Origin of the sequence: Methylocystis bryophila (genome assembly GCF_027925445.1) — a bacterium.
In the GTDB taxonomy this organism is placed as follows: Bacteria; Pseudomonadota; Alphaproteobacteria; order Rhizobiales; family Beijerinckiaceae; genus Methylocystis; species Methylocystis bryophila.
The window spans coordinates 2,034,886-2,049,954 of sequence record NZ_AP027149.1 but is presented as its reverse complement, the minus strand read 5'-3'; the positions used below and the strand labels follow the sequence as shown (position 1 = coordinate 2,049,954).

The 15,069-nt window shown below is 66.2% G+C and carries 14 protein-coding genes, 1 tRNA gene and 1 pseudogene; 3 read left to right on the top strand and 13 right to left on the bottom strand.

The features are described from left to right. The first annotated feature begins 245 nt into the window (after positions 1–245). From QMG80_RS09730 to QMG80_RS09720, 3 genes are all read left to right on the top strand, one after another. A tRNA-Arg gene (locus tag QMG80_RS09730) sits at positions 246–322 on the top strand. A 212-nt stretch (positions 323–534) separates the two neighbouring features. Continuing rightward, positions 535–1,710 carry a Fic family protein gene (locus QMG80_RS09725; protein WP_085772634.1) on the top strand — a complete coding sequence of 392 codons (1,176 nt, stop codon included), beginning with the start codon at positions 535–537 and terminating at the stop codon, positions 1,708–1,710. 90 nt (positions 1,711–1,800) lie between these two features. After that, entirely contained in the window at positions 1,801–2,745 is a 945-nt protein-coding gene (locus QMG80_RS09720) for a LysR family transcriptional regulator (protein ID WP_245299963.1), read from the top strand. Here QMG80_RS09720 and QMG80_RS09715 read toward each other — a convergent pair. The 13 genes and pseudogenes from QMG80_RS09715 to QMG80_RS09655 form a co-directional block, all read right to left on the bottom strand. Continuing rightward, positions 2,709–2,966 (bottom strand): DUF2274 domain-containing protein, encoded by a 258-nt coding sequence (locus QMG80_RS09715; protein WP_085772633.1) that lies wholly within the window; start codon positions 2,964–2,966, stop codon positions 2,709–2,711. The genes QMG80_RS09720 and QMG80_RS09715 overlap by 37 nt on opposite strands. Continuing rightward, positions 2,963–4,168, bottom strand: coding sequence for a TraB/TrbI/VirB10 family type IV secretion system protein (locus QMG80_RS09710; protein WP_085772632.1), 1,206 nt, complete (start codon positions 4,166–4,168; stop codon positions 2,963–2,965). Before QMG80_RS09710 ends, QMG80_RS09715 begins: the two co-directional genes overlap by 4 nt. Then, complete coding sequence (trbG, locus tag QMG80_RS09705) at positions 4,165–5,238, bottom strand: P-type conjugative transfer protein TrbG (protein WP_085772631.1); 1,074 nt, start codon at positions 5,236–5,238, stop codon at positions 4,165–4,167. Before trbG ends, QMG80_RS09710 begins: the two co-directional genes overlap by 4 nt. Next, positions 5,235–5,918 (bottom strand): conjugal transfer protein TrbF, encoded by a 684-nt coding sequence (gene trbF, locus QMG80_RS09700; RefSeq protein WP_199769089.1) that lies wholly within the window; start codon positions 5,916–5,918, stop codon positions 5,235–5,237. Before trbF ends, trbG begins: the two co-directional genes overlap by 4 nt. Before the next feature lie 9 nt (positions 5,919–5,927). After that, entirely contained in the window at positions 5,928–7,289 is a 1,362-nt protein-coding gene (gene trbL / locus QMG80_RS09695) for a P-type conjugative transfer protein TrbL (RefSeq protein WP_085772629.1), read from the bottom strand. Then, a complete protein-coding gene (gene trbK-alt, locus QMG80_RS09690; protein ID WP_085772628.1) occupies positions 7,286–7,615 on the bottom strand; it encodes a putative entry exclusion protein TrbK-alt in 330 nt (109 codons plus the stop codon). Before trbK-alt ends, trbL begins: the two co-directional genes overlap by 4 nt. A gap of 9 nt (positions 7,616–7,624) precedes the next feature. Then, positions 7,625–8,361, bottom strand: a pseudogene (gene trbJ / locus QMG80_RS09685) (P-type conjugative transfer protein TrbJ). Next, the gene (gene trbE / locus QMG80_RS09680; protein WP_085772627.1) at positions 8,358–10,796 is read right to left on the bottom strand and encodes a conjugal transfer protein TrbE; all 2,439 of its coding nucleotides are present in this window, start codon (positions 10,794–10,796) and stop codon (positions 8,358–8,360) included. The pseudogene trbJ and the gene trbE overlap by 4 nt, the downstream one beginning before the upstream one ends. 7 nt (positions 10,797–10,803) lie before the next feature. Continuing rightward, a complete protein-coding gene (locus tag QMG80_RS09675; RefSeq protein ID WP_085772626.1) occupies positions 10,804–11,079 on the bottom strand; it encodes a VirB3 family type IV secretion system protein in 276 nt (91 codons plus the stop codon). After that, entirely contained in the window at positions 11,079–11,420 is a 342-nt protein-coding gene (locus QMG80_RS09670) for a TrbC/VirB2 family type IV secretion system protein (protein ID WP_085772625.1), read from the bottom strand. The genes QMG80_RS09675 and QMG80_RS09670 overlap by 1 nt, the downstream gene beginning before the upstream one ends. Next, the gene (gene trbB, locus QMG80_RS09665) at positions 11,417–12,430 is read right to left on the bottom strand and encodes a P-type conjugative transfer ATPase TrbB (protein ID WP_085772624.1); all 1,014 of its coding nucleotides are present in this window, start codon (positions 12,428–12,430) and stop codon (positions 11,417–11,419) included. The genes QMG80_RS09670 and trbB overlap by 4 nt, the downstream gene beginning before the upstream one ends. Positions 12,431–12,606: 176 nt before the next feature. After that, entirely contained in the window at positions 12,607–13,053 is a 447-nt protein-coding gene (locus QMG80_RS09660; protein WP_085772623.1) for a CopG family transcriptional regulator, read from the bottom strand. A gap of 7 nt (positions 13,054–13,060) precedes the next feature. Beyond that, positions 13,061–15,043, bottom strand: a complete 1,983-nt coding sequence (locus QMG80_RS09655) for a conjugal transfer protein TraG (protein ID WP_085772622.1) — start codon at positions 15,041–15,043, stop codon at positions 13,061–13,063. Positions 15,044–15,069: the final 26 nt, after the last annotated feature.

The window sequence follows — 15,069 nt, the reverse complement described above, 5'->3', positions numbered from 1 at the left end:
TCAAGGGGGTTTCGTTAGTAAGTAACTGAAGAAAGGTTCGTGAAAACAGTAGCTTGAGTAATCCTACGAACGCCGCCAAACCCCGAGAAATTTTCGCGTAAGCACCGCGTAAGCAGTTTTCGGAGAACGGGGGCGGAACAGCGGATAGCTGGGCGTAGTCACCCGGCGGCCGTGATGTGGGACTGGTTTGTGAAGGCCGAATCCGTTGACCCTCATAGGTCAGTCGGGCTAGGCGAAATTGAGATGCACCCGTAGCTCAGCTGGATAGAGCGCCACCCTCCGAAGGTGGAGGCCACACGTTCGAATCGTGTCGGGTGCGCCAACCTCCCTAGATTTGCGCCTTGTAGCGCAACGCGGATTAGGTTGGCCGAGGGCTCGAAGATGTCGAGTCGAACCACATCCTCTCCTGTCGTGCTCCCAATCGCCGCCCGTGCGGATGTCGCGTCACGCCGGCAGCCTTGAATTAGCCCCACCCGCTATTAAGATATATGGCGATACGCTTTAATAGCGGCGAAGCTAATTAAAGGATCGCGCGTGACGGACGGAGAGAACCAAAGGCTCGGGGTCTATGTTGAAACGAGCGCGGGAGGCGAGCGCGTGCGCGCCTATGTGCCTCCCCCGCTGCCGCCAAAGCCGCCGCTCGAACTGGGCCGGTTCATGCACGTCTACGAACGCGCCATCGCCGCGGTCGGGCGCCTCGACGGCGTGACGACGATCCTGCCCTCGACGCCTTTGTTCCTCTACATGTACGTCCGCAAGGAAGCCCTCCTGTCCTCGCAGATCGAGGGCACGCAATCCTCGCTGTCCGACCTGCTACTGTTCGAAAATCACGAGGCGCCAGCGGTCGAACTCGACGACGTGACCGAGGTTTCGAACTACGTCGCGGCGATCGAGCATGGCGTCTCCCGGATGCGGGGTGGGTTTCCCCTGTCACTCCGGTTGATCCGCGAAATGCACGCCATCCTGCTCAAATCAGGGCGTGGCGCCGCGAAGCAACCGGGCGAGTTCCGCCGCTCGCAGAACTGGATCGGTGGAACCCGGCCGGGCAACGCCCTGTTCGTGCCTCCCCCGCCGAACCGGCTGGACGAGTGCCTCGATGCGCTGGAGCGCTTCCTGCACAGCGAGGATGCGGCGCTGCCCCCGCTCATCCGGGCGGGCCTGGCCCACGTCCAGTTCGAGACGATCCATCCCTTTCTCGACGGCAACGGACGCCTGGGCCGGCTGCTCATCACGCTGATCCTGTGCGAGGCGGGCGTGCTGCGCGAGCCGATCCTCTATCTCAGCCTGTTCCTGAAGTCCCGGCGCGACGACTATTACCGGCTCCTGCAGGAGGTCCGGCAGGCCGGGACGTGGGAGACCTGGATGGAGTTCTTCCTGACCGGCGTGGCGGAGACCGCCGAACAGGCGGCCGCGACGGCTCGCGATCTGATCGCCATGTTCGACGCCCATCGACAGGAGATCGCCGGCCTCGGCCGAGCGGCCCCGTCGGCGCTCCGGGTCCACGAACTGATGCAGGCCAGCCCGATCGTCACCATCCAGACCGTCTCCGAAAAGCTCGCCGTCTCCTTCCCGACCGCCAGCACGGCGCTGGAAAATCTCGCCAAGATTGGGGTCGTGCGCGAGACCACGGGACGGCAGCGCGGCCGGATTTACGCCTATTCGGACTATCTGGCCTTGCTCGATCGCGGCACCGATCCATTGCCGGCCTGACAAGTCGAGGGATCGAACCACGGGCTTCGCGTATCGTCGCGATGGAGGTGGCCGGAGAGGGGGCGGCAGAGTTTGTGAAAGGCGGCCCGTATGCGGGCCGATGAAGTGAGCAGCGTGGACGTAGAGCTTCGCGATTTGCGTTTGGCGGTCGTAACGTCACAGCACCGCAGCCTGAGACAGGCGGCGGAAGCTCTGAACATACGCCAATCGACCTTGAGCCGCCGGCTGCACGAGATCGAGCGCCAGCTTGGCATGGTGTTGTTCGAAAGGACGAATGGCGGCACCCACCTCACCATGGTGGGGCTGGAGTTCATCGCGAGCGCCAAGCGAATACTCGATGACGTGGACAGGGAACTTCGGCGGATCAGGAGCAGGAGCCGTGGCGAACTTGGCTTGTTAACGATCGGCGTTCAAGCCTCCCCTTCGGCGGGGCACATGCACGCGACGCTGGTCGAATATCACCGGCGCTTTCCGGATGTAGATGTACGAACCGTCGATGGGAGCCATGATCGGCTGCTTTGCGCTCTCGCGGGCAACGCCGTCGATGTCGCGATCATGACGGGTCATGCGACGGCATGGGACGGCCGGATGCTTCCGCTTTGGAGCGAGCGGGTGATCGTAGCTTTCCCCGAGCATCATCCGCTTGGCCAAAATTCGAGGATTCGTTGGGCGGATCTTGCAAACGAAAAGTTCCTCGTCCCGCAGCAGGGTCCCGGACCGGAGCTTGAGGGGCTGCTCGCGGCGAAGCTCCGTCATGCCATTGATTCTCAGCATATCATCCATCAGGACTCGTCACTGGACAGACTGCTGAGCCTAGTCAGTGCGAACTATGGCACGCTCTTGATGTTCGAGGGCGCGACGGGGGTGCGCCACGAAGGCGTGGTCTATAGGGAGGTCTGGGACGACGACGGCCCGACCCAGACCAATTTCATGGCGTACTGGCGAGAAGCGAACAGCAATCCCGCCTTGGGATCGTTCCTGGCTATGTTGAACGAACACTATCCCGATTTCTCGGCCGGACCGAAAGCGACCTGACCGCTCCGATCGCGTCGCGCCTTCGCGAACGCGCGGTCGGTCGCCATGAATCGCTCGACCATCGGCACGATGAGCTTCGAGGGGTCGGGAGCCGTTTGGCCAGTCGTCCGGCCGAGCACTTGAGCATAAGCGACAAGATCCCGATGCACGGCAGCGGGCAATTCGACGCTGATTTTGACCGGCTTGTCGTCGGCCAGCGGCCCAAGCTTGAGCTTCGTCATGGATTCCCTCCGTGTCCGTAGGGCGTCAACACCAGATCGCGGGTAACGATGACACGGACCGGGAAGCCTGGCCGGATCGTGAGCGTCGGCTGGATGTTGAGCTGCCGCTGGACAATCTGAGACCCTGTCTGGCTGATGCTGTTGGATGCTCCGCTGCGGATCGCCTGAACAAGGTTGTTCTCGTCCTGGCTCGTGCCTGCCTCCGCGCCCACGCTGAGCAGCGTCGAAAGGACGGCGGCCTTGAACAGCATGCCCCAATGGTTGTCGACCTCGTCCTCTAGTCCGGCGTAGCCCTGCGTGTCGGCGCCGGGCTGACGCTCCAGCACGATCGAGCCGCCATCCGGCATGATGATCCGGGTCCAAACCAGCAGGACGCGCGACTGCCCGAAAGCGACGGAGCTGTCGTATTGGCCGATCAGCTTCGCGCCCTGCGGGATCAGAAGATATTTGCCGGTCGGGCTGTCATAGACCGCCTCCGTCACCTGGGCAGTGATTTGACCAGGCAGATCGGAACGAATGCCCGTGATGAGCGCGGCGGGAATCACAGTGCCGGCCTGCACGACATAAGGCGAGGCCTTCGCGTCGAGCCGGTCTGGACTGACCGTGCGCTTGTCCGTCGACGCATTGAGGAAGGCCGTCTTGCGGTCCTGCATGTTCTGCGCGGCGCCGGCGTCGACTGGCGGTGCGGGAGTCGGACCCGTCGTCGTCCCGATCCCAGCCGGCGCGGCGAGCCCGACGGGCTGGGGCTGCTGATTGGTCTGGGCAAAGAGGCGGCTGAGCCGCGCCGCCTCGATCTCTTGGGCGCGGCGCTGCGCCTCCGGATCAGGCGTGGTCGCGGGCGCTACGGTGTTCGGCGCTGCCCCTGCGTTCAGGATTGGCTTGCCGAGATCGCCGGGCAGCGGCGGGCCAAGCGGGGGCGCCTGCCGTGGCAGGCCGGTATAGTCTTTCGGCAGGCCAGCGAGGCCCTCGGCGGAGGGACGGTTCTGCGTGGAAAGCAGCTCCTGGCCGCTCTGCGCCGCGTTGCGAGTCTGGAGCGCGTAGCCGAGCGCGCCCGCGACGGCGAGCGCCGAAACGGCGCCCAGGCCAATCAGCACCCTGCGCGACAAGCGTGTGACGCGCGGCCGTTCGCCCCGAAGCCGCAGATCGGGCGGTACGACGGGCGTCGGCGTCGGCGGTTGTTCTTCAGGACCTTCCGCCGTCATGACCGCGGCCTTCCGTCGGTACGAACGATGCGCACGCGCCGCTCGCTATCCTTGTCGCCGAGACGCAATTCGGCGGCTGCGAACAGGCGGTCGACGATGTAATAGTTGCGGTTGACCCGGTAGTTCACCAGCTCGGAGCCGCCGGCCGGTCCGATGACGAACAGTGGCGGCATCTCGCCCTGGGCAATGCCGCTCGGGAACTCGATGTAGACCTTGTGCCCGTCGTCGAAGGCGCGCAGCGGACGCCAGGCCGGGTTGTCGCCCTGGATTGCATAACGGAAGTTGATCGAGGCGAGATCGACGCCGCTGGCAATCGGCGCGGCTGCGTCGGCCTCCTGGTTCTGCCGCCGAAGCGCGATGAGCTGATCTTCGGGATACTGCCAGGAGACCGAGGCCATGTAGGTCTTCTCGGTCGAGCGCAGCTCGAGGAGGTAGGTCCGCCGATCCGTGTTGATGACCAGATTGGTGAGCAGCTCGGGTCTCGTCGGCTTGACCAGGATGTGAACTTTCTTGGTGGCGCCCGTGCCGCTCTCGGTATCGCCGATAATCCAGCGCACGGTGTCGCCGGCGGCGACGGGGCCGGAGCCGACGAGCTGCTCGCCGTCCTGCAGCGCGATGTCGGTAATCTCGCCGGGCGCCGTATAGACTTGGTAGAGCGCCCCGCCGGAGAACGGATAGACTTGGACCGCGTTGATGAAGCCGTTGCGCACCGGCTGAATCCGCGCGGCAGCGTTGGCCTGGTTGACGCGCACGGTCGGGTCGGCAGCTTCGGGTGTCGGCTTGCCACCGTCGATCGGCTTCAGTTGCCCGGGCAGCGGCAGCAGCTTGGGCAACTCCACGATCTTGATAGGCGCTGGCGGATCGACGGTGAGCTTTGCCGGCGCCGCGCTGTCGTAATTGATGTCGGGCGGAATGAAATTGTGCGCGCAGCCGCCCAGCGTAGTGGCGGACATCAGCAAAGCCGCCAGGGCGGCTTTACGGAAAGGCGCAATCCCTCCTTTCCGGCTCTGCTGAATGGTGAAGAGACGCGAAGCCGGACCGCCGGCTTCCATGGAAATCGGCGAGGTCATTGTCCTAGCTCCTTCGACCAGTTGATGGCGGTGACGTAGACACCGAGCGGGTTCTTGCGGAGCACGTCGGCGGAAGTCGGCGTCTGGATCGCGATGGTGAGGATCGCGGTCCAACGGGTGTTGTCGGCGAGCGCGCCGTCTTGATAGCGATGCTCGACCCATTCGACGCGGAAGCTCGAGGGCGACGCGCGGATCACGCTAGATACGTCGATGGCGATCTGCTGCTTGCCGAGCTTGGCGAAGGGGTCGTTGGCGCGCGCATAGTCGTTGAGCGCCTGGGAGCCCGAGGTGGTGGTGAAGTCGTAGGCCTGCAGCCAGTTCTGCCGCACGATGATCGGATCGGCCGGCAGCGACCGGACGATCTGGATGAAGTGCGCAAGATACCAGGCAACTTGCGGATCGCTGGGCGTGTAGTCGGCGGCGGCGGGCGCGACGGCCTGCGCCTGGCCGAGCTTGTCGACCTGCACGACCCAGGGGACGATGGTGCCGTGGGTCGATTGCCAGACGAGACTGCCGGCGAGACCCATAGACAGCGCGAGCGAGCCGAAGGCCATCAGCCGCCAGTTCTTGGCCTGCACCCGAGCCGAGCCGATGCGGTCGTCCCACACCTGGGCGGCGCGCTGATAGGGGGTTTCAGGCTCGGGCGTTCGACCGTAGCGAACGGTGGGGCGGCGAAACAGCGCCATCTCTTATTCTCCTCCAGAGAGATCGACGGAATGGCCGCCGCCATGGCTGTCGCCGGACCTGAGGACCTGCGCAGCGGTCTGCGTCCCGTGGACGATCGACTGGTTGCGCTTCATGCGCTGGGCCCAGGCCGGTGGGCCGGAACCCTCCGATCCGCCGGTGGGCGCCGCGGGCGTGCTTGGTGAATTGCCGCCGACCGTCCCTCCGGTCGACGAGCCGCCGGTTGCAGCGAAACTGGACCGGCCGCCGGCGGCGAAGCTTTCCCGCATCGAACTGCCGGCTTGAGCGGCGGCGCGCCGCACAGGAGCCGCGGCGGCTGAAGCGGCCGCTCGCCCGACCCCGCCGAGTCCGGCCGCGACGCCCGACGCGCCGGACCGGCCGGCTGAAGCAAGGCTGTAGGCGGAGGACGCGCCGCCGGCCATTGCCGCCCCACCGCGCGCGGCGGCGGCAGTGCCGGAAGCCGCAGCCATCGCCCCCCTGCCGGCCAGGCCGAGCGCGCCGGCGCCGGCCATCGCCGTACCCGCGACGGCCAGACCAGTCCCGACGGCGGCGCCCGCGCCGAGCTGGGGCGCGCCGGAGACCAGGCCGGTGGCGATGCCGGGGCCGAAGATGCCGAGGCCCAGCATGGCGAGGGCGGCCAGCACGACGGACAGCGCTTGCTCGACCGTCGGCTGGCCGCCGGCGTAGGTCTGAGTGAACTGCGAGAAGAGCCCGGTGCCGATGCCAACGATGACGGCCAGCACCATCACCTTGATGCCGGACGCGACGATGTTGCCGAGCACCTTCTCTGCGAGGAAGGCGGTCTTGTTGAAGAGGGCGAAGGGAATGAGGATGAAGCCGGCCAGTGTGGTCAGCTTGAATTCGATCAGCGTGACGAAGAGCTGAACCGCCAGAATGAAGAAGGCGATCAGCACCAGGACCCACGAGACCATCAGCACCGCGATCTGCACGAAGTTCGCGAAGAAGCTGGTGAAGCCCATCATCTGGTTGGCCGCATCGAGCAACGGCTGTCCGGCGTCGAGCCCGACCTGGGCGAGCTTGCCCGGCCGCAGGAAGTCGGCGGTGCTGATAGACGAGCCGCCCGCCTTCAGGCCGAGGCCGGCGAAGCTGTTGAAGACGATGGCCGATAGATTGTTGAAGTTGTTGATGATGAAGGCGAAGAAGCCGATGTAGAGGGTCTTCTTCACCAGGCGCTGGAGGATGTCCTCGTCGGCGCCCCAGGCCCAGAACAGGCCTGCAAGGGTGATGTCGATGACGATCAGCGTGGACGAGAGATAGCCGACTTCGCCCTTGATCAGGCCGAAGCCGGAATCGATGTAGGTGGTGAAGGTGTTGAGGAAGGTGTCGATGACGCCGACGTTGTTCATCGCGCATCTCCCTTAGAAGGGGTGGCCGGCGCGGCAGCGCCTGGGGGCGTTTGTGGCGGCAGAGGCCGCGCCGGCCTGCCGAAGAATCGCTGGCGGTTCTCCTCCCAGACCGCGACGCAATGCGGATCTTCGGCATCCTGGGGACCGAGCGCGCTGCAACGGCGCAGCTCGGCCGAGAGGTCGTCGGATGCTGGTGTGACGATGGTCGGAGGGGTCTCGGCAATGGGGGCCGAGTGGCGCCGGTTGGTCACCACAAGAGCCGTGATGGCGACCGCGATCAGGGCGACGATCGCGGCGGCGCGGAAGATTTCCGACCGTCCCAGCATCGCCGCGCCTCAGTTGCCGCTGAACATGGTGACGTTTCCGGGCTGATAGCCGGTGCGCGTCGAGAAGGTCTTGTAGTTCTGCTGGCCTTGCGCCTCGGCCGAGGCGGTACGCGCCTGCTCCAGGGCGTCGGCCCGACTCTTGGCCGACAGCACGGCGACGAGATCGGAAAGCTGCTGAGATTGCAGCGCCAAGAGTTGGTTGCCGGCCTGTGCCGCCTGCAGCGCGCCGGTGGCGCTCTGGCTGGCCGTGACTAGCGAGGTCATCGCACTGGAGTTCGTCGGGATGTTGCCGACCACGCCCGCCTGTACCTTCAGGCTGTCCTCGAAGGCGGCGACGGAGTTCTGCCAGCGGGTCTGCGCGTTGGCGACCATGGCGGTGGTCGAACCTGTGCCGGCGGCCGAACCGTAGCTCGTCGAATAGGCCTGCTCGATGCGCTGGCGTTGAAGGCGATGTTCTGCGCCTGACCTAGCAGTGACTGGGTCTGGGCGATCGACGACTGAAGCTGGGTCAACGTCGACATCGGCAGGTTTGCAAGGTTGCGCGCCTGGTTGACCAGCGACGTCGCCTGGTTGGTCAGCATCGTGATCTGATTGTTGATCTGCTGCAGCTCGCGCGCGGCGGTGAGCACGTTCTGGCCGAAGTTGGTCGGGTCGTAGACGATCCACTGCGCCCAGGCGGGCGGCACGGCGACGGCCAGGGTGAGCACGGCGGCGCTTGCCGCCGCCAGATGGCGCAGCTTGATCATGATGATGTCTCCAGGTTGATCAGGTCAGGGATGAGATCGGCGGCCCAGAGGAGCTCGTGGTCCGCGAGCCAAGCGGGCGTGAAAGCATCGCGGCCGTGCTCGGCGACGACGCGCTCGATCGCGGCGTGGTCCGCCTTGGAGGAAGCGGCACAGAAGGCGAGCGCTACGGGGCCGAGACCTAGCTCGAACAGGCGATTGCCGCGGCGCGACTGGCAGTAGTAGTCGCGCTTCGGCGTAGCGCGCGCGAGGATCTCGATCTGGCGATCGTTGAGACCGAAGCGGCGGTAGATCGCGGTGATCTGCGGCTCGATCGCGCGCTCGTTCGGCAGGAAGATACGCGTCGGACAGCTCTCGACGATCGCGGGCGCGATGTTGCTGCCGTCGATATCCGACAGCGACTGCGTGGCGAAGACGACGGAGGCATTCTTCTTGCGCAGCGTCTTCAGCCACTCGCGGAGCTGCTGGGCGAAGGCCGGATCGTCGAGGACCAGCCACCCCTCGTCGATGATGAGCAAGGTCGGCCGGCCGTCGAGGCGGCCCTCAATGCGATGGAAGAGATAGGTCAGCACGGCGGGCGCCGCTCCGGCGCCGATCAGGCCCTCGGTCTCGAACGCCTGCACCGGAGCGGAGCCGAGCTGCTCAGCCTCGGCATCGAGTAGGCGGCCCGAGGCTCCACCGACGCAATAGGGCTGCAACGCCTGCTTCAGCGCCGTCGACTGCAACAGGACCGCCAGGCCGGTGATGGTGCGCTCGCCCACGGGCGACGACGCCAGCGAGCTCAGCGCCGACCAGACATGCTCCTTGGCGGTCGGATCGATGGTGACGCCCTCCTTCGCGAGGATGGCCGCCACCCACTCCGCCGCCCAGGCGCGCTCCGACTGATCGTCGATGCGGGCAAGCGGCTGCAGCGACACCGAATGTTCCGATCCAGCCGACAGGCTGCCGCCGAGATCGTGCCAATCGCCGCCCATGGCGATCGCCGCGGTGCGGATCGACCCGCCGAAATCGAAAGCGAAGATCTGGTTGTTGCGGTAACGGCGGAACTGCATTGCCATCAGCGCGAGCAGCACCGACTTGCCCGCGCCGGTCGGGCCGACGATCAACGTGTGGCCGACGTCGCCGACATGCAGGCTGAGTCGGAAGGGCGTCGAACCTTCCGTCTTGCCGTAGAGCAGCGGCGGCGCCTGGAAATGCTCATCCCTTGCCGGCCCAGCCCAAACTGCCGAGAGCGGGATCATGTGCGCCAGGTTCAGCGTCGAGACCGGCGGCTGACGGACGTTGGCGTAGGCATGGCCGGGGATGGAGCCGAGCCAGGCCTCGAGCGCATTCACTCCTTCCGGCATGCAGGTGAAGTCGCGGCCCTGAATCACCTTCTCCACCAGCCGGAGCTTTTCAGCGGCGAGACCCGGGTCCTCGTCCCAGACAGTGACTGTCGCAGTGACATAGGCTTGGCCAACATCGTCGGAGCCCAATTCCTGCAGGGCGAGATCGGCGTCGGCGGCCTTGTTGGCCGCGTCGGAGTCGACGAGGGTCGACGCCTCGTTGGTCATCACCTCCTTGACGATGGCGGCGATGGACTTGCGCTTGGCGAACCACTGCCGGCGGATCTTGGTGAGCAGCTTCACCGCTTCGGTCTTGTCGAGCAGGATCGCCCGGGTGGACCAGCGGTACGGGAAGGCGAGCCGGTTCAGCTCGTCGAGGATGCCGGGATGCGTCGTTGTCGGGAATCCGACCACAGTGAGCGTGCGAAGATGATGGGCGCCGAGGCGGGGCTCGAGGCCGCCGGCAAGCGGCTCATCGGCGAGCAACGCATCGAGGTGCATCGGTGTCTCGGGCACGCGGATGCGCTGCGCACGGGTCGAGATGGTCGAGTGCAAGTAGGTCAGCGTGTCGCCGTCGTCGAGCCAGGCCACCTCGGGCATGAACCCCTCGACCAGTTGCAAGACGCGATTGGTCCGATCGACAAAGCCGCGCAGCAGCTCCCACGGATCGACGCCCGTCTGCGCGCGGCCCTCGTAGAGCCAGCCCTCGACGCGGGAGGCGTCCTCGGCCGGCGGCAGCCAGACGAAGGTCAGGAAGTAACGGCTCTCGAAATGCGCGCCAGCCTCTTCGAAGGCGTCCTGGCGCTCGAGATCAACCAGCGCTGACGCCGGATCGGAAAAGCTGCTGTGCGGATAGGTCTGCGCGGCGATCCGTTGCGCCTCGACAAAGATCGCCCAGCCGGAGCCGAGACGGCGCAGCGCGTTGTTGAGTCGGGCGGTCACGCCCACCAGCTCGGCCGGCGTGGCGCTATCGAGGTCCGGCCCGCGAAAGCGCGCCGTGCGCTGGAAGGAGCCATCCTTGTTGAGGACAACGCCCTCTTCGACCAAGGCCGCCCAGGGCAGGAAGTCGGCGAGACCGGCGGGACGACTGCGATATTCTGCAAGGTTCAGCATCGGAGCCTCAGACGCCGAGAAAGGCTGGGTAACGAAGGTGCCGGCGCACCACGTCGACGAACTGCGGATCGCGCTTCGCCGCCCAGACGGCCGCGGTGTGACCTACCGCCCAGATCAGCGCGCCGGGGATCCAGAGCCGCAGGCCGAGGGCGATCGCCGCGGCGAGCGTGCCGTTGGCGATCGCGACGGTCCGCGGCGCGCCGCCCATCAGAATTGGGTCGGTAAGCGCGCGATGGACCGGCGCGAAGAAGCCGGGCACGTCGGGATCGACGATCGCGGCCATCAGACCAGCGCTCCGCCGGAGAACGAGAAGAAGGAGAGGAAGAAGCTCGACGCGGCGAAGGCGATCGACAGGCCGAACACAATCTGGATCAGCCGGCGGAAGCCGCCGCTCGTGTCGCCGAAGGCGAGCGTCAGGCCGGTCACGGTGATGATGATGACCGAGATGATCTTCGCGACGGGCCCTTGCACCGACTCCAGGATGGAGTTGAGCGGGGTCTCCCACGGCATGGAGGAGCCGGAGGCGTAAGCCGCCGGGGCGAAGGCGAGCGTCAGGGTCGCGAGCGTAACGAGCTCGGCCACGCGGCGACGCGAAGAATGAGCGACAGCGAGAACACGGATCATGATGGGTCTCCGGGGGGCAAGAGGTCGCCGCCCGCCCCGGCGGACTGGACGCGGTAATCGCCGGTGGCGGGATCGAGACCGGCGATGAGTGCGAGTTCGGAAAGGCGGCGTTCGCTGCCGCGCCCGCGCAGCACCGCGACGAGATCGATAGTCTCGGCGATTAGCGCCCTGGGGACGGTGACGACGGCTTCCTGGATGAGCTGCTCGAGGCGGCGCATCGCGCCGAGCGCGGTGCCGGCGTGGATCGTGCCGATGCCGCCAGGGTGGCCGGTGCCCCAGGCCTTCAAGAGGTCCAGCGCCTCCGCGCCGCGCACCTCGCCGATCGGGATGCGATCGGGGCGCAAGCGCAGCGAGGAGCGGACCAGATCGGAGAGCGAGGCGACGCCGTCCTTGGTGCGGAGCGCCACAAGGTTGGGCGCGCGGCATTGCAGCTCGCGGGTGTCCTCGATCAACACCACGCGGTCGGTGGTGCCGGCGATCTCAGCCAGGAGGGCGTTGGTGAGCGTGGTCTTGCCGGTCGAGGTGCCGCCGGCGACGAGGATGTTCTTGCGATCAGCCACGGCGGCGCGGAGCACCGCGGCCTGGCCGGCCAGCATGATGCCGGCGGCGACATAGTCGTCGAGGGTGAAGACGGCGACGGCGGGCTTGCGGATCGCAAAAGCCGGCGCCGCCACCACCGGCGGCAACAGGCCCTCGAACCGCTCTCCCGTCTCGGGCAGCTCGGCCGAGACACGCGGTTTGTCGGCATGGACCTCCGCGCCGACATGGTGCGCGACCAGGCGCACGATCCGCTCGCCATCGGCGGCGGACATCGTCCGGCCGCTATCCTCCAGCCCCCCCGACAGCCGGTCTATCCAAAGCCGGCCGTCGGGGTTGAGCATCACCTCGACGATCGACGGGTCTTCGAGGAAGCCGGCGATGGCGGGACCGAGCGCGGTGCGCAGCATGCGCGCACCGCGGGAGAAGGCCTCGGAATGAAGTGGTGTGACCGCCACGATCGTCCCCGTCATTGGCAAATCGCGACACGCGACTAGCGACGGGGACGATTAGAAAAGGCAGTAAGTAGGGCGATTCAACAAGTATTCAGATGGCGTAGGGACCAGGCGTAAAGCAGAGAAAAAATACTTGCTGGGTGCGGACTCGGTTTCAACGGCTTCGGTGATGCTCCGGTTATTCGGGATCGCGTCTAGTCGGTGTCCGCCGATCGAGTCGGGTCTTCCCGCGCATCGTCGGGGATCTCTTGCCGAAGCTTTGGCCCCTGGCTGAGGCGCCGGCCAAGCGCGGCGACGAAGTTGTCGTAGCGAGGTCCAGCCTGCGCCCGCGCCGCCTTGGCAGCCGGTTCAGGAAGCGCCGGTGTCGTGGTGAGCCAGAAGCGGATGAACAGGGCGAGCGTCTCGACGGCGATGCCGACGTCGCGCTCGAGCCGCGCCAGGCGCCGGTCCTGCTGATCGAGGCGTTTGGCGATGGCAGCCTCGCGCCGCTCATCTGCGTCCGGCGAAAGGAACGAGGCGATGGCGGCCTCGGCGATCAGCGACATCGGTTGCTCTCGCCGCGCCGCGTAGACGGACAGGGACCGCATCACGTCCGGATCGAGATAGACGGAGATCTGGGCCTTCTTCTTCGGCGCCGGCATCCCAGCCTCACAGTCCCAGGTCGTCGCCGGGGTCGAGGGAGGCTTGGCGCGCCAAGCCCTGCATGAGGTCGTTCATCCGACCTACGCGGGGCGCATCCTCCTCAAGCTCGTCGGTCGGATCGAGGGCGAATTCGTTGTCGATCGGCTGCTTCTTCTCGACCGTCTCCTGGTTCAGTTCAGGCTGGCGACGGCGGTCCGAGTTCTTCGGGTCTTCATCGTCGGCCTCCTCGCCGTCACGCGCAGCTGGCGCCGGCGGCCGCGGGGGCAATGGCCGTGAACTCCAGTCGTCGGAACGACTCACTTTCGGCTGCGTCGGCGCAGGCGGCGGCAGGATGCGCTCCTGCAACCGCGCATCCTCGTAGTAGCGCGCCTTCCTCGCGCGGATCGGATGGACGCCAGACACCATGACGATCTCGTCGGTAGGCGGGAGTTGCATGACCTCGCCCGGCGTGAGCAGCGGGCGCGCCGTCTCCGATCGGGAGACCATCAGATGTCCGAGCCAGGGCGACAGCCGGCTGCCGGCATAGTTCTTCATGGCCTTCATTTCGGTCGCCGTGCCGAGCGCGTCGCTGACCCGCTTGGCGGTGCGCTCGTCATTGGTGGCGAAGCTGACCCGCACATGACAGTTGTCGAGGATCGAGTTGTTCGGCCCGTAAGCCTTCTCGATCTGGTTCAGCGACTGGGCGATGAGAAAGCTCTTGATCCCGTAGCCCGCCATGAAGGCGAGCGCGGACTCGAAGAAGTCGAGCCGCCCCAGCGCTGGGAACTCGTCGAGCATCAGGAGCAGCCGTCGCCGACCGGCCTTGGCCAGCAGGTCCTCCGTGAGCCGCCGGCCGATCTGGTTGAGGATCAGGCGGATCAGCGGCTTGGTGCGGTTGATGTCCGAGGGCGGCACCACGAGGTAGAGCGTCGTCGGTCGCTCCACAGCGACGATGTCGCCTATTCGCCAATCGCAGCGCCTGGTCACCTCCGCGACCACCGGATCGCGGTAGAGGCCGAGGAACGACATGGCCGTGCTCAAGACGCCGGACCGCTCATTGCCGGACTTGTTCAGCAACTCGCGGGCCGCGGACGCGACGACGGGATGGACGCCGGCCTCGCCAAGATGGGGGGTCTTCATCATCGCCGCCAAGGTCGACTCGATCGGCCGCTTGGGATCGGAGAGGAATGACGCGACGCCGGCGAGCGTCTTGTCAGCCTCCGCATAGAGGACGTGTAGGATGGCGCCGACCAGGAGCGCGTGACTGGTCTTCTCCCAATGGTTTCGCTTTTCGAGACTTCCTTCGGGATCGACCAGGATGTCGGCGATGTTCTGGACGTCGCGCACCTCCCACTCGCCGCGGCGCACCTCCAGCAGCGGATTGTAGGCCGACGACTTCGCATTGGTGGGATCGAACAGGAGCACGCGGCCGTGCTGGGCGCGGAAGCCAGCGGTGAGCTGCCAGTTTTCGCCCTTGATGTCGTGGACGATCGCCGAGCCCGGCCAGGTCAAGAGCGAAGGGATGACGAGGCCGACGCCTTTGCCCGATCGCGTCGGCGCGAAGCACAACACATGCTCCGGCCCATCGTGGCGCAAATAGCTGCGCTGGTAGCGGCCCAGCACGACGCCATCGGGTCCGCTGAGTCCAGCGGCTTCGATCTCCTTCGGCTGCGCCCAGCGGGCAGAGCCGTAGGTCTCGGCATTCTTCGCCTCGCGGGCGCGCCAGACGGACATGCCGATCGCGACAGCCGCGGCGATGATCCCACCCGATGCGGCGATGTAGGCTCCCTCGATGAAGATGTCGGGCGCGTAGGCGTCGTAGGCGTACCACCACCAGAAGAAGGCCGGTGGAAGGTAGAACGGGAAATGCAGCAGCTCGAACCAAGGATGGCCGAGTTGCGGTTGAAAGCCGAGGCGCCAAGCCGTCCACTCCGTCGCGCTCCAGATCGCCAGCAGGACGATCGCAAAGACGGTGATGACTTGGCCCCAGAGAATCTTGGTCGCGGACATAGAAGACGTCCTTTCCTGAGGTCGGC

Excerpts from the sequence above, each read along its gene's own strand:
- QMG80_RS09720 (WP_245299963.1), top strand. The coding sequence starts at position 1,801 with ATGCGGGCCGATGAAGTGAGCAGCGTGGACGTAGAGCTTCGCGATTTG.
- QMG80_RS09715 (WP_085772633.1), bottom strand. The coding sequence starts at position 2,966 with ATGACGAAGCTCAAGCTTGGGCCGCTGGCCGACGACAAGCCGGTCAAA.
- QMG80_RS09710 (WP_085772632.1), bottom strand. The coding sequence starts at position 4,168 with ATGACGGCGGAAGGTCCTGAAGAACAACCGCCGACGCCGACGCCCGTC.
- trbG (WP_085772631.1), bottom strand. The coding sequence starts at position 5,238 with ATGACCTCGCCGATTTCCATGGAAGCCGGCGGTCCGGCTTCGCGTCTC.
- trbL (WP_085772629.1), bottom strand. The coding sequence starts at position 7,289 with ATGAACAACGTCGGCGTCATCGACACCTTCCTCAACACCTTCACCACC.
- trbK-alt (WP_085772628.1), bottom strand. The coding sequence starts at position 7,615 with ATGCTGGGACGGTCGGAAATCTTCCGCGCCGCCGCGATCGTCGCCCTG.
- trbE (WP_085772627.1), bottom strand. The coding sequence starts at position 10,796 with ATGCTGAACCTTGCAGAATATCGCAGTCGTCCCGCCGGTCTCGCCGAC.
- QMG80_RS09675 (WP_085772626.1), bottom strand. The coding sequence starts at position 11,079 with ATGGCCGCGATCGTCGATCCCGACGTGCCCGGCTTCTTCGCGCCGGTC.
- QMG80_RS09670 (WP_085772625.1), bottom strand. The coding sequence starts at position 11,420 with ATGATCCGTGTTCTCGCTGTCGCTCATTCTTCGCGTCGCCGCGTGGCC.
- trbB (WP_085772624.1), bottom strand. The coding sequence starts at position 12,430 with ATGACGGGGACGATCGTGGCGGTCACACCACTTCATTCCGAGGCCTTC.
- QMG80_RS09660 (WP_085772623.1), bottom strand. The coding sequence starts at position 13,053 with ATGCCGGCGCCGAAGAAGAAGGCCCAGATCTCCGTCTATCTCGATCCG.
- QMG80_RS09655 (WP_085772622.1), bottom strand. The coding sequence starts at position 15,043 with ATGTCCGCGACCAAGATTCTCTGGGGCCAAGTCATCACCGTCTTTGCG.